This window comes from Mycolicibacterium sp. MU0050, assembly GCF_963378085.1.
Taxonomy (GTDB): Bacteria; Actinomycetota; Actinomycetes; order Mycobacteriales; family Mycobacteriaceae; genus Mycobacterium; species Mycobacterium wendilense.
In genome coordinates this window covers 3,929,648-3,952,473 of record NZ_OY726395.1, presented here as the reverse complement: position 1 = coordinate 3,952,473, position 22,826 = coordinate 3,929,648, and the positions used below count along the sequence as shown (strand labels likewise).

Here is a 22,826-nt window from a genome sequence, read left to right as displayed (position 1 = left end):
GCTCTCCATGATGCGTGATCAGCCGGTGCAGTAGCGCTGCACCAATGCGCGGCGGTCCACCTTGCCGATCCCGAGGCGCGGGACCTGCTCGACGATGTGGATCTCCCGCGGCGCGGCGGTGGCGTCCAGCGTCTGCGCCAGGTGGGCCCGCAGGTCGGCCACCGAGGGCTCGGGCGCGCCGACGGCCAGCACGAGCGCCGCGGCCACCCGTTGCCCGAGGCGCTCGTCGGGGACGCCGAACACCGCGCAGTCCACCACGTCGGGGTGGGTGCTCAGCGCCGCCTCGACGGGCTGCGGCAACACCGTCAGGCCGCCGGTGCTGATCGCGTCGTCGGCCCGGCCCAACACCTGCAGGACACCCGAATCGTCCAGTGCGCCAATGTCGTCGGTGCGGAACCAGCCGGTCTCGGCAAACGGGTCCGGATCGGTCGGGTTGCGGTAGCCCTTGGCCAGCGTCGCGCCGCCCAGGACGATGCGGCCGTCGTCCTCGAGGCGCACCGCCACCCCGTCCAGGGGCCGCCCGTCGTACACGCAGCCGCCGGCGGTCTCGCTCATGCCGTAGCTGCGTACCACCGAGATACCGGCCACCGCAGCGGCTTCCAGCACCGGGGCGGGGGCGGGGCCGCCGCCCAGCAGGACGGCGTCGAGTTCGGCCAGCGCGGCGCAGGCGACCGGGTCGGCCAGCGCCTTGGCCAGCTGCACCCCCACCAGGGAGGCGTACTTGCGGCCCGAGCTCAGCTGCATCGCCGCCACCGCATCCGGCAACGCCGCCACGTCGAACCCCCCGGACACGTCGATCTCGATCGGCGTGGTGCCGGCCACCACGCTGCGGATCAGAACCTGGACCCCGGCGATGTGGTGCGGCGGAAGGGCCAGCAGCCAGGTGCCCGCGCCGCCGAGTCGGTCGTGGGTGGCGGTGGCGCTGGCGATCAGGGCCGGCGCGGTCAACATGGCGCCCTTGGGGGTGCCGGTGGTGCCGGAGGTGGGGATCACCAGCGCGACGTCGTCGTCGATCTGTTCGCCGGCCCGCAAAGAGCTTGTGAGCAACTCATATTGACGCAGGTCGCCGCCGGGCACGGGCAACACCGGCGTGGCGCTGCCGTCGAGGACAGCGGACAGCGCGGCCATCATCGAGTGCGCCGAGGGGCCGGGCGGGACGACAAGTGCGCGCAAAGTAGCGATGGCGACGATCCTAGCCCCGGGTGTCCCGGCGCAGCGGGTGGTCGTCGGGGACCTGCACGAAGATCAGCGCCACCCCGTCGGGATCGTCGACGTGCATTTCGTGCAGCCCCCACGGTTCCCGGCGGGCCTCGCGGGCGATGGCGACGCCGCGGCCCCGCAATTCGTCCTGGGTGGCGTAGAGGTCGCGGACCTGCAGCCAGAGCGCACCGGGGAACGGCGGCGCCCCGGCCGGCGGAGCGCCGTGCGCTGCGAGCTCGATCAGCGACTGCCCGGCATAGAACACCGTGCCACCCGGGTACTCGCGGGCGAGCGCCAGCCCGATCGCGTCGCGGTAGAAGGCGAGCGAGCGGTCGTAGTTGCTCGGCCGGAACAGCACCCGGCTGGCCAGGATCTCCATGCTGTTGTCCCTCTCCTCGAGAATCTAGGTCGGCTGGATGCGTTGGCGCTTCATGACGGTGTTGAGCAACCCCGGTGCGACGACGTCGACCGCGCGGGAGGTGACCGCCATCCGCGGCGCGATGCGCACCGGCCGGGTGCGGGCGGCGCGCACCATCCACTCGCCGGCCTCGGCGGCGGTCAGCGCCGGCAGCCCCCGATACTCGGCGGTCGGCGCGATCATCGGGGTCGCCACCAACGGGTAGTACAGCGTCGTCGAATGCACGCCTCGCGGCGCCCACTCGGTCTCGATGGCGCGACTGACCGCGGCCAGGGCGGACTTCGAGGCGTTGTAGGCCGCGAACAGGGGAGCCGCTTCGTTCATCACGCCCCAGGTCGCCACGTTGATCAGGTGGCCGTCGCCGCGTTCGATCATGCCGGGCGCGAACCCGCGGATCAGGCGCAGCGGCGAGAAGTAGTTCAACGCCATGGTGCGTTCCACATCGTGCCAGCGGTCCAGCGACTCGGCCATCGGCCGGCGGATGGACCGCCCCGCGTTGTTGATCAGGATGTCAACGTCGCCAACGGTTTCCACCAGCCTGTCGATGGCATCCAGATCGGATAGATCGCAGGCGATGGCCTCCGCGGCGCCGCCCTCGGCCCGGATGCGCGCGGCCAGTGCGTCGAGCAGCTCCTTGCGGCGGGCCACCGCGATCACGGTGGCCCCGGCCCGGCCGAACTGTTCGGCGGCGGCCTCCCCGATGCCCGACGACGCCCCCGTCAGCAGGACGCGTTTGCCGCGCAGGTCGACGTTGGTGCCGGTGGGCAGGCTCAGTGGCGGGCGCATCCCGGCCAGAGCCAGGGCCTCGGTCAGTTTGCGCAGCGGAGACAGCATCGCCCGGACCTCAGAAATACCGCGGGAAGGGGCTCCAGTCCGGATCCCGCTTCTCCAGGAAGGCGTCTCGGCCCTCGACCGCCTCGTCGGTCATGTACGCCAGCCGGGTCGCCTCCCCGGCGAAGAGCTGCTGGCCGACCAGGCCGTCGTCGAGGAGGTTGAACGCGTACTTCAACATCCGTTGGGCCTGAGGCGATTTGCCGTTGATGGCGGCCGCCCACTCCAGCGCCACCGTCTCGAGCTGGGCGTGGTCGACCACCTCGTTGACCGCGCCCATGTGGTGCATCTGCTCGGCGTCATAGGTGCGGCCCAGGAAGAAGATCTCCCGGGCGAACTTCTGGCCCACCTGACGCGCCAGGTAGGCGCTGCCGTAGCCGCCGTCGAAGCTGCCCACGTCGGCGTCGGTCTGCTTGAACCGCGCGTGCTCGCGGCTGGCCAGCGTCAGGTCACACACCACGTGCAGGCTGTGTCCGCCGCCGGCGGCCCAGCCGTTGACCAGACAGATCACCGGCTTGGGCATGAACCGGATGAGCCGCTGCACCTCCAGGATGTGCAGCCGGCCCGCGCGCGCCACGTCCACGGTGTCGGCGGTCTCCCCGGCGGCGTACTGATAGCCGGTGCGCCCGCGAATGCGCTGGTCGCCGCCCGAGCAGAACGCCCAGCCGCCGTCCTTGGGCGACGGGCCGTTTCCGGTCAACAGCACCACCCCGACGTCGGGCGACATCCTGGCGTGGTCCAGCGCTCGATACAGCTCGTCGACGGTGCCGGGCCGGAACGCATTGCGCACCTCGGGCCGGTCGAACGCCACCCGCACCGTCGGCTGCGGCCGCCCGGCCTCGTCGACGTGCCGGTGGTAGGTGATGTCGGCCAGGTCGGCGAAACCGTCCACCGGGCGCCACAACTTGGGATCGAAGGGGTTTTCGCTCACGCAGTGAACGGTAGCCCGCGGGGGATTGGGCTGCGCCCAGGGGCGCGCTCGACGGACCGCGGCAGGGTCAGTCGGCGGGGTCGAACCGGAACACCGAGCACCGGCCCGCCAACGCCTCGAACTCCTCCGGGCGACCCTCGGTAATCAGCCCGGCGCCCTTCATGAATCCCACCCCGGTCGGCACCAGCGTCGGGAACTGCCGCAGCAGCGGCCGGGCCTCCTCGACCGACAGCTCCACCATCCGAACACGTTCGGTCTGCCGGCCGCGGGTCAGCTGGGCCTCCGGATTGGCCTGCGCGTTGCGAACCCAGTCGGCCCCCGGAAATCCGCCGACCACGTAGCGCTGCCCGTTGACCTCCATCGGGGTGATGGGCGTCGATCGGGGCTTGCCGGTCTTGCGGCCGAGGACCGTCAGCACGACGGGTCGCTCCTTGCCGAAGATGGGCAGGCCGGTCCTGGCCGCCGCCATCAGGACCTTGTTCATGGGCTTCAACCATCGCGGTGGCTTGATCCGCTCGGCCATGAGTGCTCCTTACCCCGAGGACGACGCCGCTTCCATGGTGCCAGCGCAAAGGTGTGGAATCCCGTCGAATTGGTTATCTAACAGGCATGCTCACGTCGCGTCCCCCGTCGTCCGGCCACCCAGGACCGCTGCGCAGAGGACCCCGGGCGGAACGGCTATGACCGCCGGGATCGTCAAGCACTGGCTCGACAGCGGCAAGCTGGACGTGCCGCTGCCCGGCTCGGGGGCCACCGCGCGGCGTTGACAACGGCTCCGCGAACTGGCGCAGGAGGATCTGACGGCTGCCCGGATCGCGAAGTCCCACGCGGACGCGGTGGCCATCCTGGACGAACTCGGCGGTAAGCCGGTGCAGGCCGGCCAGCTGTGGGCGGTGTGGGACACCGAGGACTCCGACGACACGGTGACCGCGGACGTCACCGAGGACGGTGCGATGATCCTCACCGGCACCAAGCAGTGGTGCCCGGGAGCGTCGTTCTGCACCCATGCGCTGGTCGCGGCCCGGTATCCCGACCGCACCCAGGGACTGTTCGCGGTGTCATTGTGGGAGTCGACGGTGCGCGCGCTACCCAGCGAATGGGCCAATCCCGGCATGGCCGGGAGCGACACCCGCGCTGTCCGATTCACCAATGCCGTGGCGACACCCGTGGGAGAGCCCGACGGCTACCGGAACCGGCCGGGGTTCTGGCACCGGGCGATCGGGGTGGCGGCCTGCTGGTTCGGCGGTGCCCGCGCCGTCGCCGAACCGCTCTACGAACTGGCGGCCGGTGGTGATGCCGGGGAACACGCCCTGGCGCACCTCGGCGCAGTCGATGCCACGCTGGCCGCTGCGGCGGCGCTGCTCGACGCCAGCGCCGCGCAGATCGACGCCGATCCCTTCGATCAGGCGGGGCGCAGTGAACTGCTGGCGCGACGGGTGCGGGCCGCGGTGGGCGGCGCGGCCGACGAGACCATCACCCGGGTGGGCCGCGCCCTGGATCCGGCGCAGCTGTGCCGCAATGAGATCCATGCCCGACGCGTGGCGGACCTGTCGATCTATGTCCGCCAGTATCACGCCGAGCGCGCGTTGGTCGCCCTCGGCGAGTGCGCCACGCAGCCGTCGGCACCCGCGCCCGAACCTCCCGTCGCGGCGACCCTGCGTTTTCCTGTGCGGCCCGCCGACCGCGCGACCCGCACCGCGGTCCCCAAGCGGCGCACCCCCGCGTAGCCGCTAAAACTCACGCTGATCGCAAACGTCGGAGTCCGGGGCCGAATATGCGAAGCTGCCGTGGCTCTGTCGCGCTGATAGCGCCTTCCGCACCTCATTCCCCAGGAGCTCCACGTGACCAAGAAGAAGATGCATCTGCTGGGATTCGTCCAGCACGGCGTGATGAATCACGCCTCGACCATGTGGGCGCATCCGCGGGACAAGGTGGGCTATCACTGGTCGCGGCCGGAGTTCTGGCGGGATCTGGGCCGCACCATGGAGCGGGGGCTGTTCGACGCGATGTTCATCGCCGACGAGTTGGCGCCCTACACCACCTACAAGGGCAGCTCGGATCCGGTGGTGAAATACGCCGGGCAGTGCCCGGTGCACGAACCGGCCAGCCTCGTGCCGATCATCGGGGCGTTCACCAAGCATCTGGGTATCGGCATCACGCTGTCGACTTCCTTTGTGCCGCCGTACATGATGGCCCGGCAGCTCTCGACGCTGGATCATCTGACCGGTGGCCGGGTGGGCTGGAACATCGTCACGTCGTACTCCAAGAGCGAGTTCCAGGCGATGGGCAAGGAGAACCTGACCCCGCGCGACAAGCGCTACGAGGTGGTCGAGGAGTACCTGCAGCTGCTCTACCAGCTCTGGGATTCCTGGGATGACGACGCGATCGTCTATGACCGGGACAACGGTGTGTTCGCCGATCCGGCCAAGGTGCGCGAGGTCGATTTCCAGGGTGAGTTCTTCCAGTCCAAGGGCCGGCATTTCGTGGCGCCCTCGCCACAGAAGCGGCCGGTGTTGTGGCAGGCCGGGTCCTCGGATCAGGGTCGCGAGTTCGCGTCCAAGCATGCCGAGTCGGTGTTCGGGATCTTCCCCACGCCCAAGAGCATGCGGGCATATGCCGATGACATCCGGACCCGCGCGGACAACCACGGTCGCGATCCGGAGTCGGTGAAGCTGATCTACGGGCTGCAGACGGTCATCGACCGGGACAAGTCGCGAGCCAACGACCGGTATGCGGAGTTCGTGGAGAAGGTCCAGATCGAAAGCGCGTTGGGGATCTTGTCGGGGCATACCGGATTCGACTTCTCCACCCTGGGACTCGACGACAACGTCGTCGATGCCGATGTGCAGGGCATCCGGGGATTGTTCGACGCGATCCTGGAGGCCAAGGACGGTGCCCCGGTGACGGTGCGCGAGGCGGCGCAGATCTACGGGGTGTCGATGGGCGCCCCGGTGGCGGTCGGCACGCCCGCGGATGTGGCCGACCAGATGGAGCAGTACATCGACGAGGGTGGTTGCAACGGGTTCATGATGCTGGCCACCGACACCCCGGGCTGCTTCAACGACATGACCGAGCTGCTGGTGCCGGAGTTGCAGCGGCGCGGCCGGTTCCGCACCCGCTACCCCGGCACCACCCTGCGCGACAGCCTGCAGGAGTACTGAGCCACCCCGTCAGCCGACGGCGCGCTCGGTGCCCTCCCAGAACCGGGCCCGCACGGCCTTCTTGTCCGGCTTGCCCAGCCCGGTCAGCGGCAGCGCGTCGACGACGACGACCTGCTTGGGCACCTGCACCGAGCCCTTGCGTTCCTTGACGGCGGCCTGGATCTCGGCGGTCATCGCGGCGACCGATTCCTCGTCGGTGCCGGCGTCGGCGCGCAGCACGACGACCGCGGTGACGGTCTCGCCCCACTTCTCGTCGGGTGCGCCGACGACGCAGACCTGGGCGACCGCCGGATGTTCGGCGATGACGTCCTCGACCTCGCGCGGGTACACGTTGAAGCCGCCGGTGACGATCATGTCCTTGACGCGGTCGACGATGAACCAGAAGCCGTCCTCGTCTTCGCGCGCCATGTCACCGGTGCGCAGCCAGCCGTCGGCGAAGGTCTTGGCGGTCTCCTCCGGCAGGTTCAGGTAGCCGCCGGAGAGCAGCGGACCCGACACGCAGACCTCGCCGACTTCGCCTTGGGGAACGGGGTTTCCGTCGGCGTCGAGCAGCGCGCACCGGGCGAACAGCGTGGGCCGCCCGCAGGAGGACAGCCGCTTGTCGTCATGGTCGTTCTTGGCCAGATACGAGATGGCCATCGGCGCCTCGGACTGCCCGTAGTTCTGCGCGAAGATCTTGCCGAAGCGGGAGATGGCCTCCGCCAACCGGACCGGGTTGATCGCCGAGGCGCCGTAGTACACCGTTTCCAGCGAGGACAGGTCGCGGGTGCGCGAATCCGGGTGGTCCATCAGGGCGTACAGCATCGCCGGAACCACGAAGGTCGCGGTGATCTTGTGTTCCTCGATGTAGCGCAGCGCCTCGCCCGGATCGAACTTGGCCATCACGTGCATCTCGCCGCCCTTGATCAGGGTGGGCAGGAAGTAGGCGGCGCCGGCGTGCGAAAGCGGGGTCAGCATCAGAAAGCGGGGATTCTCCGGCCACTCCCACTCGGCCAGCTGGATGGTGGTCATCGTGGTGGTCGCCTGGGTGGTCATCATGACGCCCTTGGGCTTTCCGGTGGTGCCACCGGTGTAGGACAGACCGCTGACGTGGCCGGGGTCCAGGTTGGCGGCCTCCAGTGGGCGCGCCGGGTACTTGGCGGCCTCGGCGGTCAGGTCGACGACGGTGACGTCGGCCTTGGCCGCGGCGTCGGCCAACTGCTGCGGCACCGGCCCGATGGTGAGCACCTGCCGCAGCGCATCGACCTTCTCGATCAGGCCGATCGCGCGTTCGGTGAACATCGGGTTGGGGTCGATGATCAGCGAGGTGGCGCCGGAGTCGGACAGCACGTAGGCGTGGTCGTCGAGCGAGCCCAGCGGGTGCAGCGCCAACCGCCGGTAGCCCCGGGTCTGGCCGGCGCTGGTGATCATGAGCACCTCGGGCCGGTTCAGCGACAGCAGCCCCGAGGTGCCGACCGAACCCGCGCCGAGGGCTTCGAAGGCCTGGACGTACTGACTGATCTTCTCGGCCAGCTCGCCGCCGGTGAGCGTGGTGTCGCCGAGGTGCAGCACCGGCCTGTCCCGGTGACGTTTGAGGGCACCGATGAGCAGGTGGCCGGAGTGAACGGGGTGACGTAGCAGGTCGTCGCTCATGATCCCCACACTAGAACGTGTTCCAGTTCTAGTACATGGCAGAGTCGGTGGCGGCGGCCTCCTCTTCCCGTCGGGCCTGTCCCACCAGTAGTTTTCCGGTGTTCTCGAGGTGTGCGCGCATCGCGGCCTCGGCCGCGTCGGAATCCTGCGCCAGTAGTGCGGCCACGATCGGCGCATGCTCGGCGTCGATGTCGAGCAGGGTGCGGGTCTTCTCGGCCGTGGCGGCGCCGAGCAGTCGCGTGGTCTCGCGCAGGCTCCGGACGATCGCCCGTGCGCGGGCGTTGCCGGCGAGTTCCAGGATCAGGTCGTGTAGCCCCTGGTCGTGTTGGACGAAGGCGCGTTCGTCGCCGGCCCGGGCCGCGGCCGTCATCAGCTCGCGCTGCCGTGCCAGGCGGTCTGCCCCGGCGCCGCTGTCGGCCACCGCGCGCACCGCCGGCAGCTCGAGTGCCAGTCGCACCGCGAAGATGTCCTCGATGTCGGAGGCGCGCGGTACCAGGATCTGAAAGCCTTGCCGCGCTTGGAATTCGATCAGTCCGACCTCTTCGAGGCGCAGTAGGGCCTCGCGGACGGGGGTGCGGGAGACGCCGAGCGATTCGGCGAGTTGGTAGACGGAGTAACGCACGCCGGGCCGCATCCGCCCTTCGTCGATCGCCGCCCGCACCGCCGCCACCACGGCCTCCATCCGGCGGCCCTGGGGTTCCAGCGGTGGCAGTTCGAGTCCCTGCGCCACAGTGCCAACGTAGCATGCTACCGGCGTGTAGCATGCTACGAATGGACCCGGCGAGCTTCGCGACGCTGCTGCGCCGCGCCGGGGTGTCCGACGTGCTCACCGACACCACGACGCGCGCGGCGTACTCCACCGACGCCTCCCTGTACCGGGTGCCGCCGCTGGTGGTGGCGCGCCCCCGGCACGTCGACGAGGTGGCCGCCGCGCTGGCGGTCTGCCGCGCCGAGGGAGTGCCGCTGACCGCCCGGGGCGCCGGCACGTCCATCGCGGGCAACGCCGTGGGCACCGGCCTGGTGCTCGACTTCAGCCGCCACCTCAATCGCGTGCTCGCGGTCGATCCGGACGCCGCGGTCGCCACCGTCGAACCCGGCGTGATCCAGGAGACGCTGCAGCGCCACGTCGCCGCGGCGGGGCTGCGGTTCGGGCCGGACCCGTCGTCGTCGTCGCGGTGCACGATCGGCGGCATGGTCGGCAACAACGCCTGCGGCACCCGGGCGCTGGGATACGGCCGCACCAGCGACAACGTGGTGAGTCTGCGCGGGGTCACCGGTGCCGGCGATCCGTTGCACGCGGCGTCGCTGCGCGCGGGGCTGCAGCGGATCGCCACCGCGAACCTGGCGATGCTGCGCACTCAGTTCGGTCGCTTCAGCCGCCAGGTCTCCGGCTACGGACTGGAAAACCTGGTGCCCGAACGGGGTTTCGACATCGCCCGGTTGCTGGTGGGCAGCGAGGGCACGCTGGCCGTGGTCACCGAGGCCACCGTGGCGTTGGTCGCCGAGCCGGCCCACCGGGTGCTGGTGGTCCTGGGCTATCCCGACATCGCCGCGGCGGGGGAGGCGACACCGCAGGTGCTCACGCACCGCCCGGTGGCGTGCGAGGGCATCGACTCGCGCATCGTCGACGTGGTGCGGGCCAAACACGGGCCGCAGGCGGTCCCGCCGCTGCCGGCGGGGGCGGCGTGGCTGTTCGTCGAGATCACCGGCGACGACCTGGCCGAGACGTTGGTGCGGGCCCAGCGGGTCGAGGCGGACTGCGGGGCGCTGGCCGCCCGGGTGGTCCCCGACCGGGCGCAGGCCGCCGCGCTGTGGCGGATCCGGGCCGACGGCGCCGGGCTGTCCAGTCGCAGCCCCGCCGGGCTGCCCGCGCACGCCGGGTGGGAGGACGCCGCGGTGCCGCCGGATCGGCTCGGCAGCTACCTGCGCGACTTCGACGCGCTGCTGACCGAGTACGGGCTCACCGGCCTGCCCTACGGTCACTTCGGCGACGGCTGCCTGCACATCCGGATCGACTTTCCGCTGCAGAAACCCGGCGGCACCAACATCTTTCGGGAGTTTCTGCTGGCCGCGGCCACCCTGGTGGCCAGCTACGGCGGGTCGCTGTCGGGCGAGCACGGCGACGGTCGCGCACGCAGTGCGCTGCTGCCGATGATGTACCCGCCGGAAGCCATCGACCTGTTCGCGGCCGTCAAGGCGGTGTTCGATCCGCAACACGTCCTGAACCCGGGGGTCCTCGTCGACCCCCGGCCGTTCGACGCCGACCTGCGCGAACCCGCCGCGCCCAGCCTGCGCCGCGACCTGGCGCTGGCCTACCGACACGACGACGGCGACTTCACCCAGGCCGTGCACCGCTGTACGGGGGTGGGCAAGTGCCGCGCCGACAACAGCGCCACCGGCGGGGTGATGTGCCCGTCCTACCGGGCCACCGGGGAGGAGAAGGACTCCACCCGCGGGCGGGCCCGCGTGCTGCAGGAGATGATCAACGGCACGGTGGTGACCGGCGGTTGGCGCGCCCAGGAGGTGCACGAGGCGCTGGACCTGTGTCTGTCGTGCAAGGGCTGCCTGTCCGACTGTCCCACCGGGGTCGACATGGCGGCGCTGAAAGCCGAAGTGCTGCACCAGAGCTACCGCCGCCGGCTGCGGCCGGCTGCACACTATTCGCTGGGCTGGCTGCCGCGCTGGGCCAAGCTGGCGGCCGCCGCACCGCGGTTGGCCAACGCCGGCCTGCGCGGGGTGGGGGCGCGGGCGCTGCCGCTGGCCGGGGTGGATCGGCGGCGCCGCATCCCGGAGTTCGCGCCGCAGACGTTCCGCTCCTGGTTCGCCCGGCGGCCCGCGGCCGCGGGGGACCCGGTGCTGCTGTTCGTCGACACCTTCACCAACCACTTCACCCCGGAGGTCGGCCAGGCCGCCGTGCGAGTGCTGGAGGCCGCCGGGTATGCGCCGGTGCTCACCGCGAAACAGCGCTGCTGCGCGTTGACGTGGATTTCCACCGGCCAACTCGACGCCGCCCGAAAGGTCCTGGGCCGCACGGTCGCCGAGCTGAACGCCACCGACCTCCCGATCGTCGGGATCGAACCGTCGTGCACGGCGGTGCTGCGCTCGGATGCCGCCGAACTGCTGGGTGCGGTCGCCGATCCGGTGGCCCGGCGCACCCGCACCCTGGCCGAGCTCCTGGTTGCCCGGGGCTGGGAACCGCCCGATCTCAGCGGGGAAACCCTTGTGGCCCAGCCGCATTGCCACCACCACTCGGTGCTGGGTTGGGACACCGACGCGGCGCTGCTGGCCGGGACCGGAGCCCAGGTGCAACGCCTCGGCGGGTGTTGCGGCCTGGCCGGGAACTTCGGGGTGGAGCGGGGGCACCACGAGGTGTCGGTGGCCATCGCCGACCTGGAGTTGCGGCCCGCCGTCGCGGCGGCCGCGCCGCAGACCAGGATCCTGGCGGACGGCTATTCGTGCCGCACCCAGCTGGCCGACCTCACCGATCGTCGCGGCATCCACCTGGCCCAGCTGCTCGACCCGAAATCGCCCGGCGACTAGCGTCATCGGCGTGGAGCCACGCAACGATGCACTCGCCGACCTGCTGGAAAGGGTCCACGTCGTCGCGCTGCCGATGCGGGTGCGTTTCCGCGGCATCCTCGAACGCGAGGTGGCGCTGATCGAAGGCCCGGCCGGCTGGGGCGAGTTCGGGGCGTTCCCCGAATACGGGCCCGCCGAGGCCGCGTCCTGGTTGGCCGCGGGCCTCGAGTCGGCCTACCGCAGCCCGCCGCCGCCGCGGCGGGACCGCATCGCCATCAACGCCACCGTGCCCGCGGTGACCGCCGCCGAGGTGCCCGCCGTGCTGGCCAGATTCCCCGGCGCGCGCACGGCCAAGGTCAAGGTCGCCGAGGCCGGCCAGACGTTGGCCGACGACCTGGCCCGGGTCAACGCGGTGCGTGCGCACCTGCCGACGGTGCGGGTGGACGCCAACGCCGGCTGGGACGTCGACGAGGCGGTGGCGGCCATCGGGGCGCTGACGGCCGACGGCCCGCTGGAGTACGTCGAACAACCGTGCCGCACGGTCCCGGAGCTGGCCGAGGTGCGCCGGCGGGTGAGCACGCCCATCGCGGCCGACGAGAGCATCCGCAAGGCCGACGACCCGTTGCACGTCGTGCGGGCCGGGGCGGCCGACATTGCGGTGCTCAAAGTGGCTCCGCTGGGCGGGATTTCGGCGCTGTTGCGGATCGCCGAGCAGATCGATGTGCCGGTGGTGCTCTCCAGCGCGCTGGACTCCGCGGTGGGCATCGCCGTGGGCCTCTCAGCCGCCGCCGCGCTGCCGTCGCTGCGGCACGCGTGCGGCCTGGGCACCGGCGGACTGTTCGTCGAGGACGTGGCCGAGGTGCCCGCGCCGGTCGACGGCGAGCTGCCGGTGGGCCCGGTGACACCGGACCCGGCCCGACTGAGCGCCCTGCGCGCGGCGGGGGACCGGCGCGACTGGTGGTTGCGGCGCATCGCCGAGTGCCACCCGCTCATGTCCTGATTTGTGGGGTGTATGGCGTTGACGCCATCTCGGCGCGGCGTCACGATGACTGTCATGCGGCGATCGGTGGTGCTCCTCGGGTTTCCGGGGGTGCAGTCCCTGGACGTGGTGGGCCCGTTCGAGGTGTTCGCGACGGCGTCGCTGGTGCTCGGCGGCGGCGACGCCGGTTATGACGTCACGCTGGTGTCCGCCGGCGGCTGCCCGGTGCGCGCCGACAGTGGTCTCGAGCTCGCCACCGACCCGCTGCCCGCCGCCGGCGCGTCCGTCGACACCGTGGTGTTGCCCGGCGGCGCGGGCGTGGTCGCCGCGCGCCGGGACCCGGCGACCATGGCGTGGATACGCGCCGTGTCGGGTGAGGCTCGCCGGGTCGTCAGCGTGTGCACGGGCGCGATGCTCGCCGCGCACGCCGGGCTGCTCGAGGGCTGCCGTGCCACCACGCACTGGGCGTTCGCGCAGGCGCTGGCCGACGAGTTCCCCGGCATCGACGTGGACCCCGAGCCGATCTTCGTGCGCAGTTCGCCACGGGTGTGGACGGCGGCCGGGGTGACCGCCGGTATCGACCTGGCGCTGTCGCTCGTCGAGGACGACCAAGGCACCGACGTGGCCCAGACCGTGGCCCGCTACCTGGTGCTCTACCTGCGCCGCCCGGGCGGCCAGACTCAGTTCGCCGCGCCGGTCTGGATGCCGCGCGCCAAGCGGGCACCCATCCGCGAGGTGCAGGAGGTCATCGAGGCCGAACCGGGTGGGCGGCACCGCATCCCGGACCTGGCTGCCCGCGCCGCGATGAGTCCCCGGCACTTCCTGCGGGTGTTCACCGCCGAGGTCGGCGAATCGCCGGGGGCCTACGTCGAGCGGGTGCGCACCGAGGCGGCCCGGCGACAGCTCGAGGAAACCGACGACACCGTCGTCGCGATCGCCGCGCGCTGCGGCTTCGGCACTGCAGAAACCATGCGCCGCAACTTCATTCGCCGGGTCGGGATATCCCCGGACCAGTACCGCAAGAGTTTCGCCTGACAAGGAGTAAGCCATGACCCAGATCGCGATCGTGCTGTATCCGAACTTCACCGCGCTCGACTTCATCGGTCCCTACGAGGTGCTGCACCGGCTCCCCGCCGCCGAGGTCCGCTTCCTGTGGCATGAAACCGGCCCGCTGACCGCCGATTCCGGGGTGCTGATGGTCGGCGCCACCCACACCTTCGCCGAGACCCCGGCCCCGGATGTGGTGCTGGTGCCCGGCGGGCCGGGCTGCGTCGAGGTGGCCCGCGACCAGCGGGTGCTCGACTGGCTGCGCCGGGCACATCGGACCGCCACCTGGACCACGTCGGTGTGTTCGGGGTCGACGGTGCTGGCCGCGGCCGGCCTGCTCGACGGCAAGCGCGCCACCTCGCACTGGTCGACGCTGCCCGCGCTGAAGATGTTCGGCGTCACCCCGGTGTCCGACCAGCGCATCGTCCACGAGGGCGACACGGTGACCGCCGCGGGCGTCTCGGCCGGGATCGACCTGGGCCTGTGGCTGGCGGGTGAGCTCGCCGGTGAGGCCAAGGCCAAGGCCGTCCAGCTGGGCATCGAGTACGACCCGCAGCCACCGTTCGACTCCGGCCACGTCTCCAAGGCCTCGGCGGCCACCAGGGCCGCCGCCACCGCCCTGCTGGGCAAGGACTTGGTCAAGCCGGCGCTGCTGAAGGCCGGCGCGCTGCTGGCCTGGGAGCGGGCCGTCGCGGCCGCCCGTGGCCGGGGCCGCAAGCGCGGGATTTCGGCGTGATCTGACACGGTGGGCGTGCGCTATCACGCCGAAACCGCACTCCGCTAACGTGGCCGGGTGACCAATCTGGCTTATGACGACCGTGGCGCCGGGGACCCGGTGCTGTTCATTGCCGGGCGGGGCGGCGCCGGCCGTACCTGGCATCTGCATCAGGTGCCGGCCTTCAACCGCGCCGGGTTCCGGACCATCACCTTCGACAACCGCGGTGTCGGTGCCACCGAGAACGCCAGCGGGTTCACCACCGAGTCCATGGTGGCCGACACCGCGGAGCTGATCGACAAGGTGGTCGGCGGGCCGGTGCGGGTCGTCGGGGTGTCGATGGGGTCGTTCATCGCCCAGGAGCTGATGCTGGCCCGTCCCGAGCTGGTGAGCCAGGCGGTGCTGATGGCCACCCGCGGGCGCCACGACCGCACCCGGGAGTTCTTCAACGGCGCCGAGCGCACGATGATGGATTCCGGTGTGCAGCTGCCGCCGGAGTACGACGCCAAAGTCCGTATGCTGGAGAACTTTTCGCCGAAGACCCTGAACGACGACCGGGCCGCCGACGACTGGATCCAGATGTTCACCATGTGGCCCGCCAAGCCGACCCCGGGGCTGCGCCGGCAACTGGAGATCAACCCCGCCGCCAACCGGCTCTCGGTCTACCGCTCGATCGCCACTCAGGTGTTGGTGATCGGTTTCGCCGACGACGTGCTGCTGCCGCCGCACCTGGGCAAGGAGGTCGCCGATGCGCTGCCGAACGGCCGCTACCTGGAGATTCCGGACACCGGTCACCTCGGCTTCATCGAGCGGCCCGACGTCGTCAACAGCGCGATCCTGGAGTTCTTCGGCCGGCTCCCGCTGTGACACAGTGAGGTAGTGACGCAACGATGAACCCCTCGACGGCTCAGGCGCGCATCGTCGTCGACGAACTGATTCGTGGCGGCGTGCGCGATGTCGTGCTCTGCCCCGGCTCCCGCAACGCCCCGCTGGCGTTCGCGCTGGAGGCCGCCGACCGCGCCGGCCGGCTGCGGCTGCACGTCCGGATCGACGAACGCACCGCGGGCTACCTGGCGATCGGGCTGGCGGTGGCCGCCGGTGCCCCGGTGTGCGTCGCGATGACCTCCGGCACCGCGGTGGCCAACCTGGGCCCGGCGGTCGTGGAGGCGAACTACGCGCGGGTGCCGCTGATCGTGCTGAGCGCCAACCGGCCCTACGAGTTGTTGGGCACCGGCGCCAACCAGACCATGGAACAGCTGGGCTATTTCGGTACCCAGGTCCGGGAGAACATCAGCCTGGGCCTGGCGCCCGACCAGCTGTCCAGCTCACCCATGGACGTGCTCAACGCCCAATGGCGCTCGGCGACCTGCCGGGTTCTGGTGGCGGCCAAGGGTTCTCGCAGTGCGAACGCCGGACCGGTGCAGTTCGACATCCCGCTGCGCGAACCGCTGGTGCCCGACCACGAGACCGACGGCGCAGCGGGCTTGCCCGACGGGCGTCCCGGCGGCAGGCCGTGGACGTTCACCCCGCCGGTGAGTTTCGATCAGCCGCTCGAGGTCGATCTGAGCCTGGACACCGTGGTGATCGCCGGCCACGGCGCCGGAACCCATCCCAACCTCGCCGGTCTGCCGACCGTGGCCGAGCCCACCGCGCCGCAGCCCGCCAACCCCCTGCACCCGCTGGCGTTGCCGCTGCTGCGTCCGCAGCAGGTCGTCATGCTGGGCCGGCCGACGCTGCACCGCCCGGTCTCGACCCTGTTGGCCGACCCGTCGGTGCCGGTGTTCGCGCTGACCACCGGCCCGCGTTGGCCGGACGTCTCGGGCAATTCGCAGGCCACCGGCACCCGGGCGGTGACCACCGGGGCGCCGAGCGCGGCCTGGTTGCGCCGGTGCGCCGAGCTCAACGGGCACGCCGTCGATGCCGTACGCGGTCAGCTCAAGGCACACCCGGTGACCACCGGCCTGCACGTGGCCGCCGCGGTCGCCGACGCGTTGCGCGACGGCGACCAGTTGGTCCTGGGCGCGTCCAACCCGGTGCGCGACGTGGCCCTGGCGGGGCTGGTCGGGGCCGGTCCGGCGCGCGCCGTCACGGTGCGGTCCAACCGCGGTGTCGCCGGCATCGACGGGACCGTCTCCACCGCCATCGGCGCCGCCCTGGCCCACGAACGCGCCACAGGCGGCCGCACGGTGGCGCTGATCGGGGACCTGACGTTCGTGCACGACAGCTCCGGGTTGCTCATCGGGCCCACCGAGCCGAGGCCGAGCCGGCTGACCATCGTGGTCTCCAACGACAACGGCGGCGGCATCTTCGAACTGCTCGAGCAGGGCGATCCGCGGTTCTCCGATGTGTCCTCGCGGATCTTCGGCACCCCGCACGACGTCGACATCGCCGCGCTGTGTCGCGCCTATCACGTCGATTACCGCCGGGTCGAGGCCGCCGATCTGGGCGCCGTCCTCGATGAACCGGCCGACCAGATGCGGGTCGTGGAGGTGAAGGCCGACCGATCGTCGCTGCGAAAGTTGCATGCGTCCATCAAGGCCGCACTGTGAGAAGCGAACTGACCGCCTTCGGGCGCCGGCTCCTGCCGCGGAAGGCGTCCGGGGTGCCGGACACCGCGCTGCGGAAGGCGTTGCGGTGGGCCAAGACCGGCGTGTGGGTTCTGGTGTTCGTCGTGACCTTGCAGTCGGTGCTGCTGGTCGCCGGTGCGTGGCGCAACGACCGCCAGATCGAGGCCAACCTGGGAGTGGCGCAGGCCGAGGTGCTCAGCGCCGGGCCGCGCCGGTCCACCATCGAATTCGTGACTCCGGACCGGGTCACCTACCGGCCTGAACTCGGCGTGCTGTATCCGTCCGAATTGGCCACGGGCATGCGCATTTACGTCGAATACGACACCACCGACCCCGACCTGGTGCGGGTGCAGGACCGCAACGCGACCCTGGCCATCATCCCGGCCGGCTCCATCGCGGTCGTCGGTTGGCTGATCGGCTTGGCCGCGCTGGCCGGCCTCGCGGCGCTGGAGCGCCGGGTCAACGGAGCCGTCAGACCGTCCGCATCAGGTTCGTGAGCCAGTCCGGATCGGTGGTGTCGACGATGCTGCGCGCCTCGATGTCGTAGACCACCGGGGTGGCGACCCGCCCGAGGATCTGTTCCAGCAGTGCAGCGTTGGTGGTGGCGACGTCGGCGGTGTCGACCGCGACGCGACCCCGCCCGATGCTCTCGACCAGCCCGGGCGCCAATCCGCTGCCGGCGGCGATGTCCGCGAAGTCGGCGTCGCTGTAGGCGGTCTCGGCGAGGTCCTGGTGCACCCACAGCTGCTGGACGAAGAACTGGAAGCCGCCGGCCGAGGTCGCCGGGTCGACGGCGGTGAACAACGCGTTGGTGACCGTGGCCGAATAGCCGGTGCCCAATGTCGGGTCGAGGAACGCCATGGGGCGGTAGGTCAGCGCCAGCCGCCCGGAGTCCAGATGCTCCCGGAACTGATCGCCGAAGTCGTACTGCAGGAAGGCGCATGGTTGGCACTGCGGTTCGGTGAACAGTTCGAGCTGCACCGGGGCGTCGGGAAAGCCCGCCACGATGCCGGCGCCGTCGGCGCTCAGCGCCACCCCGGGCCCGCGCGGGTCGGGCCGGGCCACCCCGGCGATCTCGACCGTGCACCCGGAGAGCAGCAGCGCCGCCGCCAGCACCGCCAGGACCACCCGCCAACCTCGCAATGGGGTCCCCTTTCGGTCCAGAACACGCCCGACGGGCTTCGTGTGCCGTCTGCCTGTCGGCAACCCGGTGGCCACCCGGCGCTGCCAGGCTGGGCCTCGTGCGCGTTGCGATTGTCGCAGAGAGTTTTCTCCCGAACGTCAACGGTGTCACCAACTCGGTGCTCCGGGTGCTCGAACACCTGCGTCGGGGCGGCCACGAGGCGCTGGTCGTCGCCCCGGACACCCCGCCGAAGCAGCCCAGGGCCGACCGCGTGCACGACGGCATCCGGGTGCATCGGGTGCCGTCGCGGATGTTCCCCAAGGTGACGTCGCTGCCGCTGGGCATTCCGTGGCCGCGGATGGTGGGGGTACTGCGCGGGTTCGACCCCGACGTCGTGCACCTGGCGTCGCCGGCCCTGCTGGGCTGGGGCGGGGTGCTGGCGGCGCGGCGCCTGGGGGTGCCGACCGTCGCGGTGTTCCAGACCGACATCGCCGGCTTCGCCGAGAGTTACGGGATGGCGATGGCGTCCCGGGCCGCGTGGGCCTGGACCCGCCGGCTGCACAGCAAGGCCGACCGAACGCTGGCCCCATCCACGTCGGCGCTGGAAAACCTTGCCGAACATGGGATTCCACGTGTACACCGGTGGGCCAGGGGAGTGGACGTCACCGGATTCGCGCCGTCGGCGCGCAGCGAGACCCTGCGGCGGAGCTGGTCGCCGGACGGCCGGCCGGTGGTCGGGTTCGTCGGCCGGCTGGCGCCGGAGAAGCACGTGGAGCGCCTGGCCGCCCTGTCCGCCCGCGACGACCTGCAGGTGGTGGTGGTCGGCGACGGGGTGGATCGGCGCAAACTCGAAACGGTGCTGCCCACAGCGGTTTTCACTGGTGCGCTCTACGGCGCGGAGCTGGCCGCGGCGTATGCGAGCATGGACGTCTTCGTGCACCCCGGCGAGCACGAGACCTTCTGCCAGGCCGTGCAGGAGGCGATGGCCTCCGGGCTGCCGGTGGTCGCGCCGGACGCCGGCGGGCCGCGGGATCTGGTGACACCCATGCAGACCGGCCTGTTGCTACCGGTCGACGGCTTCGAGCAACGGCTGGGCGTGGCGGTCGACCACCTGATCGCCGAACGCGACCGGTACGCGGTCGCGGCGCGCCGCAGCGTGCTGGGCCGCACCTGGCCGGTGATCTGCGAGGAACTCCTCGACCACTACGCGGCCGTCGCCTCCCCGCCCCGCCCCCTCCCCGCGAGCGGGCTGGGGTCCCCCGCGTGCAGGGGCGTCCCCGAGCAACACGCCGGGTGAATTCCGGGTTTTGCGCACGCTCGCGTCAGCCCTGCGCCAACTCCGCCACGTGCTGCCAGGCCTCCCAGGTGCTGATCCGCTGGGCGTAGTCGGCCTTGGCCAACTCGAGCGGCAGCGTGCCGAAGAACACCCGCAACGGCGGTTCGGGCGCGTCGACGATCTGCAGGATGGCCCGGCTCGAGGCGGCCGGATCGCCGGGGGCCGCGACGCGCTGGGCGCGGATCCGCTGGGCCTCGGCGTGCACCTCGGCGTAGTCGGGCAGCGGCGTCGCGTGCCGGGCCGACGAGCCCGCCCAGTCGGTGTCGAAGCCGCCCGGTTCGACCAGCGTGACGTGGATGCCGAAGGACGCCACCTCCTGGGCCAGCGACTGGGAGAAACCCTCCAGCGCCCACTTGGACGCGTGATAGATCCCGACGTTCTGGAAGGCGGTGATCCCGCCGATCGAGGAAACCTGGACGATGTGGCCGCTGCGCTGGGCGCGCAGGTAGGGCAGGGCCGCCTGGGTGACCCACAGCGCACCGAAGACGTTGGTCTCGATCTGGTCGCGCGCCTCGGCCTCCGACAGTTCCTCGATGAGGCCGAACTGCCCGTAGCCGGCGTTGTTCACGACGACGTCCAGGCGGCCGAAGTTCTCGTGGGCGCGCTGCACCGCGGCGAAATCGGCGGCCCGGTCGGTGACATCGAGCGCGATCGGCAGCACCGCGTCGCCGAATCGGTCGACCAGGTCGTCCAGGGTGGCGGTGTCGCGTGCCGTGGCGGCGACCTTGTCACCCCGCTCGAGGGCCGCGACCGCCCAGTGCCGGCCGAAGCCGCGGGAGGTGCCGGTGATGAACCACACTTTTCCTGTCATACCTCTGTCTAACCCCGGCGGCCGCGGTGGATTCCCGATTCGAGCAGGTTCACAGGTAGCGTCGATGCCGTGAGCCGCGCGACGCTGGACAAGGATCCCCACGAGGTGGCGTCGATGTTCGACGCCGTGGCCCGCCGCTACGACCTGACCAACACGGTGCTGTCCCTGGGTCAGGATCGGCTCTGGCGCCGCGCCACCCGCGCGGCGCTGGGCATCGGGCCGGGGGATCGGGTGCTGGACCTGGCGGCCGGGACCGCGGTATCCACCGTCGAGCTGGCCAAGTCCGGCGCGTGGTGTGTGGCCTGCGATTTCTCGGTGGGCATGCTCAAGGCCGGCGCGCAGCGTGCGGTGCCCAAGGTCGGCGGCGACGCGACCAAGCTGCCGTTCGGCGACGAGGTGTTCGACGCGGTCACCATCAGCTTCGGCCTGCGCAACGTCGTCGACCACGTCGAGGGGCTGCGGGAGATGGCCCGGGTCACCCGGCCGGGCGGCCGGCTGGTGGTGTGCGAGTTCTCAACGCCGACGGTGCCGGTGTTCTCGACGGTGTACAAGGAGTACCTGATGCGGGCGTTGCCGGCGCTGGCGCGCGCGGTGTCCAGCGACCCGGAATCCTATGAGTACCTGGCGGAGTCGATCCGGGCCTGGCCCGAGCAGGCGGAGTTGGCTCGCCGGATCGCCACCGCGGGGTGGTCGTCGGTGCGCTGGCGCAACCTCTCCGCGGGGATCGTGGCGCTGCACGCCGCCACCAAGCCCTAGCCCTAGCCCGTTTTACTCGCGAGCGCGTGCGTCCCCGGCCGACACGCCGGGTGATTTCCGGTGTTTGCGCACCTTCGCGGGCGCCCACAGCGCGGGGATCACCGCGCCCACCCGACACGCCGCGGCGAACGTGCGCAACGCCCGTCGGTCCGCCGCGCTGGGCTGCACGCCGGTGAGCTCGATCGCCTTCGCATGCTGCATCGCGCGGATCGCCGAGCGGGGCACCCGGGCAGGCCACCAGTCCGACGGCGCGAAGATCTCGTCGCGAAAGCGCTCGAAGTGCTCGCCGGCGCACAGTTCTGCGTCACAGTAGTTCTGGAAGTATTCCTGGAAGGACGGCCAGTCCGGCGGCAACGCGCGCGCCGAGATTCCGTACCGGCGATACCAGTCGCAGCACTGCTGATAAAGCTGTTCGTGTTCGTCGTCGTTGAGCGGTCGGATGAACGAATTCACCATCGCCACAATGCTTTCCACGTAGGTGGCGTGCTGGAAATGGAAGATCTCGGGATCCAGCGCGTGATACTTGGCGCCGTCGGCGGTGCGGCCCTTGACATGCTCGTGGCCGAACCGGATCACCGAGCGCATGTCGTTGTCGGTGAAGGCGATGTCGATCGACGCGGTGACGGTGCGCTTCTTGTGCTGCCAGATCCGCTCGCGCAGCAGCGCATGCTCCCAGATGCCGGCGGCGATCGCGGGGTGCAGCAGTTGCAGACACACCGCCCGCGGCAGCATGAACCGCAATCGCCGGTCGCCGATGTAGCCGCGAAACCGGTTGTCCGTCATGGCGTTGCTCCGTATCGCGAGCGTGCGCAGACCACGAAAATTGCTCGGCGTGTCGGCCGGGGACGCGCCCGCTCGCGCAAGAGAAAAGAGATCAGAGGATGGCCTTCTGACGGCGGAGGCGACGCCGTAGATCCTTCATCAGCACGGTGTAGTTGTAGGTCCGGATGAACCGCGGGATGAACCGGTTGACGAACGACACGAACAGGAACAGGTGCTCGAAGCGTCGCCGGTCGGTCTCGCTCCATTCCCAACCCATCGCGTCGCGGAACACCGGCGCCAGAAAACCGTTGGTCAAAAACCTCAGCAGCGGCGCAAGAACCAGCCGCGGCACGATGTTGATCATCTTGAGGGCGACCAGATGCTCGAGGAAGTCGCGCACGAAGTCGTCCATCTCGATGCGTTCGCACGCCTTGTTCCAGTACACGTCGAAGTCGGCGCGGGAGGCCGGCCACTGGTCCTCGAGGACCTGCAGCGTGGTGCCGATCGGCATCGCGCTCTGGTAGAAGGTCTCCGCCTGCTCCTCGGTCATGGCGCCGTGCAGCAGCTGGTGGGTGTCCTCGTAGAAGATGAACAGGCAGGCGGCCACCCACAATTGGAGCTCGCGGTTGAAGGCGTTGTACTTGACCGGGCTGTCGGCGGTGGAACGGACCTGCCGGTGCGCGACGTTGACCGCGTCCCGGTAGGCGTCGCGCTCCTCCTGGGTGCCCAGGATCGCGACGGCCAGGTACTGCGCGGTGGTGCGCAGCCGCTTCCACGGATGGTGCATCAGCGAGCCGGACTCCACGCGGCTCTCGGCCACGCCGTAGCCGACCTCCGGCCAGCTCAACTGCATGATGACGTTGGCCGCCGAGGCTGCCGCGGACCAGAAGTCCAGCGCATCGGTGAGGTCGAGCTGCTTGCGGTCCCAGCGTGGGGTGCGCTGGGTGATCTGGATGCGCGTCTGCGCGGTGGTCAACACCGGTTGTACGTCGACGGCGCGGTACTGCACTGGCATCGCGATCTCCTTTTGTCGGTTCG

The 22,826-nt window shown here is 70.8% G+C and carries 21 protein-coding genes and 1 pseudogene; 11 read left to right on the top strand and 11 right to left on the bottom strand.

Features of this window, described 5'->3' with window-relative positions:
• Positions 1–18: 18 nt before the first annotated feature.
• The 5 genes from menE to R2K23_RS18840 form a co-directional block, all read right to left on the bottom strand.
• Complete coding sequence (gene menE / locus R2K23_RS18860; RefSeq protein WP_396893640.1) at positions 19–1,128, bottom strand: o-succinylbenzoate--CoA ligase; 1,110 nt, start codon at positions 1,126–1,128, stop codon at positions 19–21.
• Positions 1,129–1,192: 64 nt separating this feature from the next.
• Positions 1,193–1,579: a VOC family protein gene (locus tag R2K23_RS18855; protein ID WP_316511694.1), complete on the bottom strand. Its 387-nt coding sequence runs from the start codon at positions 1,577–1,579 to the stop codon at positions 1,193–1,195.
• Positions 1,580–1,603: 24 nt separating this feature from the next.
• Positions 1,604–2,452 (bottom strand): SDR family oxidoreductase, encoded by an 849-nt coding sequence (locus tag R2K23_RS18850; protein WP_316511692.1) that lies wholly within the window; start codon positions 2,450–2,452, stop codon positions 1,604–1,606.
• A 10-nt stretch (positions 2,453–2,462) separates the two neighbouring features.
• Positions 2,463–3,380 carry a 1,4-dihydroxy-2-naphthoyl-CoA synthase gene (locus R2K23_RS18845; RefSeq protein WP_316511690.1) on the bottom strand — a complete coding sequence of 306 codons (918 nt, stop codon included), beginning with the start codon at positions 3,378–3,380 and terminating at the stop codon, positions 2,463–2,465.
• A gap of 67 nt (positions 3,381–3,447) precedes the next feature.
• On the bottom strand, positions 3,448–3,903 hold the full coding sequence (locus R2K23_RS18840) for a nitroreductase family deazaflavin-dependent oxidoreductase (protein ID WP_316511689.1): 456 nt from the start codon (positions 3,901–3,903) through the stop codon (positions 3,448–3,450).
• A gap of 157 nt (positions 3,904–4,060) precedes the next feature.
• On the opposite strand from R2K23_RS18840, the pseudogene R2K23_RS18835 reads away from it, so the two are divergent.
• Both R2K23_RS18835 and R2K23_RS18830 read left to right on the top strand, forming a co-directional pair.
• A pseudogene (locus tag R2K23_RS18835) lies at positions 4,061–5,014 on the top strand (acyl-CoA dehydrogenase); the annotation flags it as partial.
• Between the two features lie 222 nt (positions 5,015–5,236).
• Positions 5,237–6,541 (top strand): LLM class flavin-dependent oxidoreductase, encoded by a 1,305-nt coding sequence (locus tag R2K23_RS18830; RefSeq protein WP_316517399.1) that lies wholly within the window; start codon positions 5,237–5,239, stop codon positions 6,539–6,541.
• Positions 6,542–6,550: 9 nt separating this feature from the next.
• Here the strand turns inward: R2K23_RS18830 and fadD8 are convergent, their stop codons facing one another.
• Both fadD8 and R2K23_RS18820 read right to left on the bottom strand, forming a co-directional pair.
• Complete coding sequence (gene fadD8 / locus R2K23_RS18825) at positions 6,551–8,173, bottom strand: fatty-acid--CoA ligase FadD8 (RefSeq protein ID WP_316511688.1); 1,623 nt, start codon at positions 8,171–8,173, stop codon at positions 6,551–6,553.
• A gap of 28 nt (positions 8,174–8,201) precedes the next feature.
• Positions 8,202–8,855 (bottom strand): GntR family transcriptional regulator, encoded by a 654-nt coding sequence (locus R2K23_RS18820; RefSeq protein ID WP_316517397.1) that lies wholly within the window; start codon positions 8,853–8,855, stop codon positions 8,202–8,204.
• 80 nt (positions 8,856–8,935) lie between these two features.
• Between R2K23_RS18820 and R2K23_RS18815 the strand changes: the two genes are divergently transcribed.
• From R2K23_RS18815 to R2K23_RS18785, 7 genes are all read left to right on the top strand, one after another.
• The gene (locus tag R2K23_RS18815) at positions 8,936–11,713 is read left to right on the top strand and encodes an FAD-binding and (Fe-S)-binding domain-containing protein (RefSeq protein ID WP_316511686.1); all 2,778 of its coding nucleotides are present in this window, start codon (positions 8,936–8,938) and stop codon (positions 11,711–11,713) included.
• Between the two features lie 10 nt (positions 11,714–11,723).
• Positions 11,724–12,692, top strand: a complete 969-nt coding sequence (locus R2K23_RS18810) for an o-succinylbenzoate synthase (RefSeq protein ID WP_316511684.1) — start codon at positions 11,724–11,726, stop codon at positions 12,690–12,692.
• Between the two features lie 54 nt (positions 12,693–12,746).
• Positions 12,747–13,706, top strand: a complete 960-nt coding sequence (locus tag R2K23_RS18805) for a GlxA family transcriptional regulator (protein WP_316511682.1) — start codon at positions 12,747–12,749, stop codon at positions 13,704–13,706.
• Positions 13,707–13,719: 13 nt separating this feature from the next.
• Positions 13,720–14,454 (top strand): DJ-1/PfpI family protein, encoded by a 735-nt coding sequence (locus tag R2K23_RS18800; protein ID WP_316511680.1) that lies wholly within the window; start codon positions 13,720–13,722, stop codon positions 14,452–14,454.
• Positions 14,455–14,520: 66 nt separating this feature from the next.
• Complete coding sequence (locus R2K23_RS18795; protein WP_316517395.1) at positions 14,521–15,300, top strand: alpha/beta fold hydrolase; 780 nt, start codon at positions 14,521–14,523, stop codon at positions 15,298–15,300.
• Positions 15,301–15,323: 23 nt separating this feature from the next.
• A complete protein-coding gene (menD, locus tag R2K23_RS18790; protein WP_316511678.1) occupies positions 15,324–16,982 on the top strand; it encodes a 2-succinyl-5-enolpyruvyl-6-hydroxy-3-cyclohexene-1-carboxylic-acid synthase in 1,659 nt (552 codons plus the stop codon).
• On the top strand, positions 16,979–17,497 hold the full coding sequence (locus R2K23_RS18785; protein WP_316511676.1) for a DUF3592 domain-containing protein: 519 nt from the start codon (positions 16,979–16,981) through the stop codon (positions 17,495–17,497). Before menD ends, R2K23_RS18785 begins: the two co-directional genes overlap by 4 nt.
• Here the strand turns inward: R2K23_RS18785 and R2K23_RS18780 are convergent.
• Positions 17,472–18,128 (bottom strand): thioredoxin domain-containing protein, encoded by a 657-nt coding sequence (locus tag R2K23_RS18780; RefSeq protein ID WP_316511675.1) that lies wholly within the window; start codon positions 18,126–18,128, stop codon positions 17,472–17,474. The genes R2K23_RS18785 and R2K23_RS18780 overlap by 26 nt on opposite strands.
• 113 nt (positions 18,129–18,241) lie before the next feature.
• Between R2K23_RS18780 and R2K23_RS18775 the strand changes: the two genes are divergently transcribed.
• The gene (locus tag R2K23_RS18775; RefSeq protein WP_316511673.1) at positions 18,242–19,420 is read left to right on the top strand and encodes a glycosyltransferase family 4 protein; all 1,179 of its coding nucleotides are present in this window, start codon (positions 18,242–18,244) and stop codon (positions 19,418–19,420) included.
• Positions 19,421–19,445: 25 nt separating this feature from the next.
• Here R2K23_RS18775 and R2K23_RS18770 read toward each other — a convergent pair whose 3' ends face one another.
• A complete protein-coding gene (locus R2K23_RS18770; protein ID WP_316511671.1) occupies positions 19,446–20,270 on the bottom strand; it encodes an SDR family oxidoreductase in 825 nt (274 codons plus the stop codon).
• A 69-nt stretch (positions 20,271–20,339) separates the two neighbouring features.
• Here R2K23_RS18770 and R2K23_RS18765 point away from each other — a divergent pair, with 69 nt between their 5' ends.
• Positions 20,340–21,026, top strand: a complete 687-nt coding sequence (locus R2K23_RS18765) for a demethylmenaquinone methyltransferase (protein ID WP_316511669.1) — start codon at positions 20,340–20,342, stop codon at positions 21,024–21,026.
• A 12-nt stretch (positions 21,027–21,038) separates the two neighbouring features.
• On the opposite strand, the gene R2K23_RS18760 is transcribed toward R2K23_RS18765, so the two are convergent.
• Together R2K23_RS18760 and R2K23_RS18755 are read right to left on the bottom strand one after the other, a co-directional pair.
• Positions 21,039–21,809, bottom strand: a complete 771-nt coding sequence (locus R2K23_RS18760) for an oxygenase MpaB family protein (RefSeq protein WP_316511668.1) — start codon at positions 21,807–21,809, stop codon at positions 21,039–21,041.
• 91 nt (positions 21,810–21,900) lie between these two features.
• Positions 21,901–22,803, bottom strand: a complete 903-nt coding sequence (locus R2K23_RS18755; RefSeq protein ID WP_316511667.1) for an oxygenase MpaB family protein — start codon at positions 22,801–22,803, stop codon at positions 21,901–21,903.
• Between the last annotated feature and the right edge of the window lie 23 nt (positions 22,804–22,826).

Bases quoted from the DNA above. Each gene is read 5' to 3' on its own strand.
- R2K23_RS18815 (WP_316511686.1), top strand. From the start codon at position 8,936: ATGCTACGAATGGACCCGGCGAGCTTCGCGACGCTGCTGCGCCGCGCC.
- R2K23_RS18850 (WP_316511692.1), bottom strand. From the start codon at position 2,452: ATGCTGTCTCCGCTGCGCAAACTGACCGAGGCCCTGGCTCTGGCCGGG.
- R2K23_RS18820 (WP_316517397.1), bottom strand. From the start codon at position 8,855: ATGGAGGCCGTGGTGGCGGCGGTGCGGGCGGCGATCGACGAAGGGCGG.
- fadD8 (WP_316511688.1), bottom strand. From the start codon at position 8,173: ATGAGCGACGACCTGCTACGTCACCCCGTTCACTCCGGCCACCTGCTC.
- R2K23_RS18770 (WP_316511671.1), bottom strand. From the start codon at position 20,270: ATGACAGGAAAAGTGTGGTTCATCACCGGCACCTCCCGCGGCTTCGGC.
- R2K23_RS18800 (WP_316511680.1), top strand. From the start codon at position 13,720: ATGACCCAGATCGCGATCGTGCTGTATCCGAACTTCACCGCGCTCGAC.
- R2K23_RS18840 (WP_316511689.1), bottom strand. From the start codon at position 3,903: ATGGCCGAGCGGATCAAGCCACCGCGATGGTTGAAGCCCATGAACAAG.
- R2K23_RS18855 (WP_316511694.1), bottom strand. From the start codon at position 1,579: ATGGAGATCCTGGCCAGCCGGGTGCTGTTCCGGCCGAGCAACTACGAC.
- R2K23_RS18805 (WP_316511682.1), top strand. From the start codon at position 12,747: ATGCGGCGATCGGTGGTGCTCCTCGGGTTTCCGGGGGTGCAGTCCCTG.
- R2K23_RS18755 (WP_316511667.1), bottom strand. From the start codon at position 22,803: ATGCCAGTGCAGTACCGCGCCGTCGACGTACAACCGGTGTTGACCACC.
- R2K23_RS18760 (WP_316511668.1), bottom strand. From the start codon at position 21,809: ATGACGGACAACCGGTTTCGCGGCTACATCGGCGACCGGCGATTGCGG.
- menE (WP_396893640.1), bottom strand. From the start codon at position 1,128: ATGGCCGCGCTGTCCGCTGTCCTCGACGGCAGCGCCACGCCGGTGTTG.
- R2K23_RS18830 (WP_316517399.1), top strand. From the start codon at position 5,237: ATGCATCTGCTGGGATTCGTCCAGCACGGCGTGATGAATCACGCCTCG.
- menD (WP_316511678.1), top strand. From the start codon at position 15,324: ATGAACCCCTCGACGGCTCAGGCGCGCATCGTCGTCGACGAACTGATT.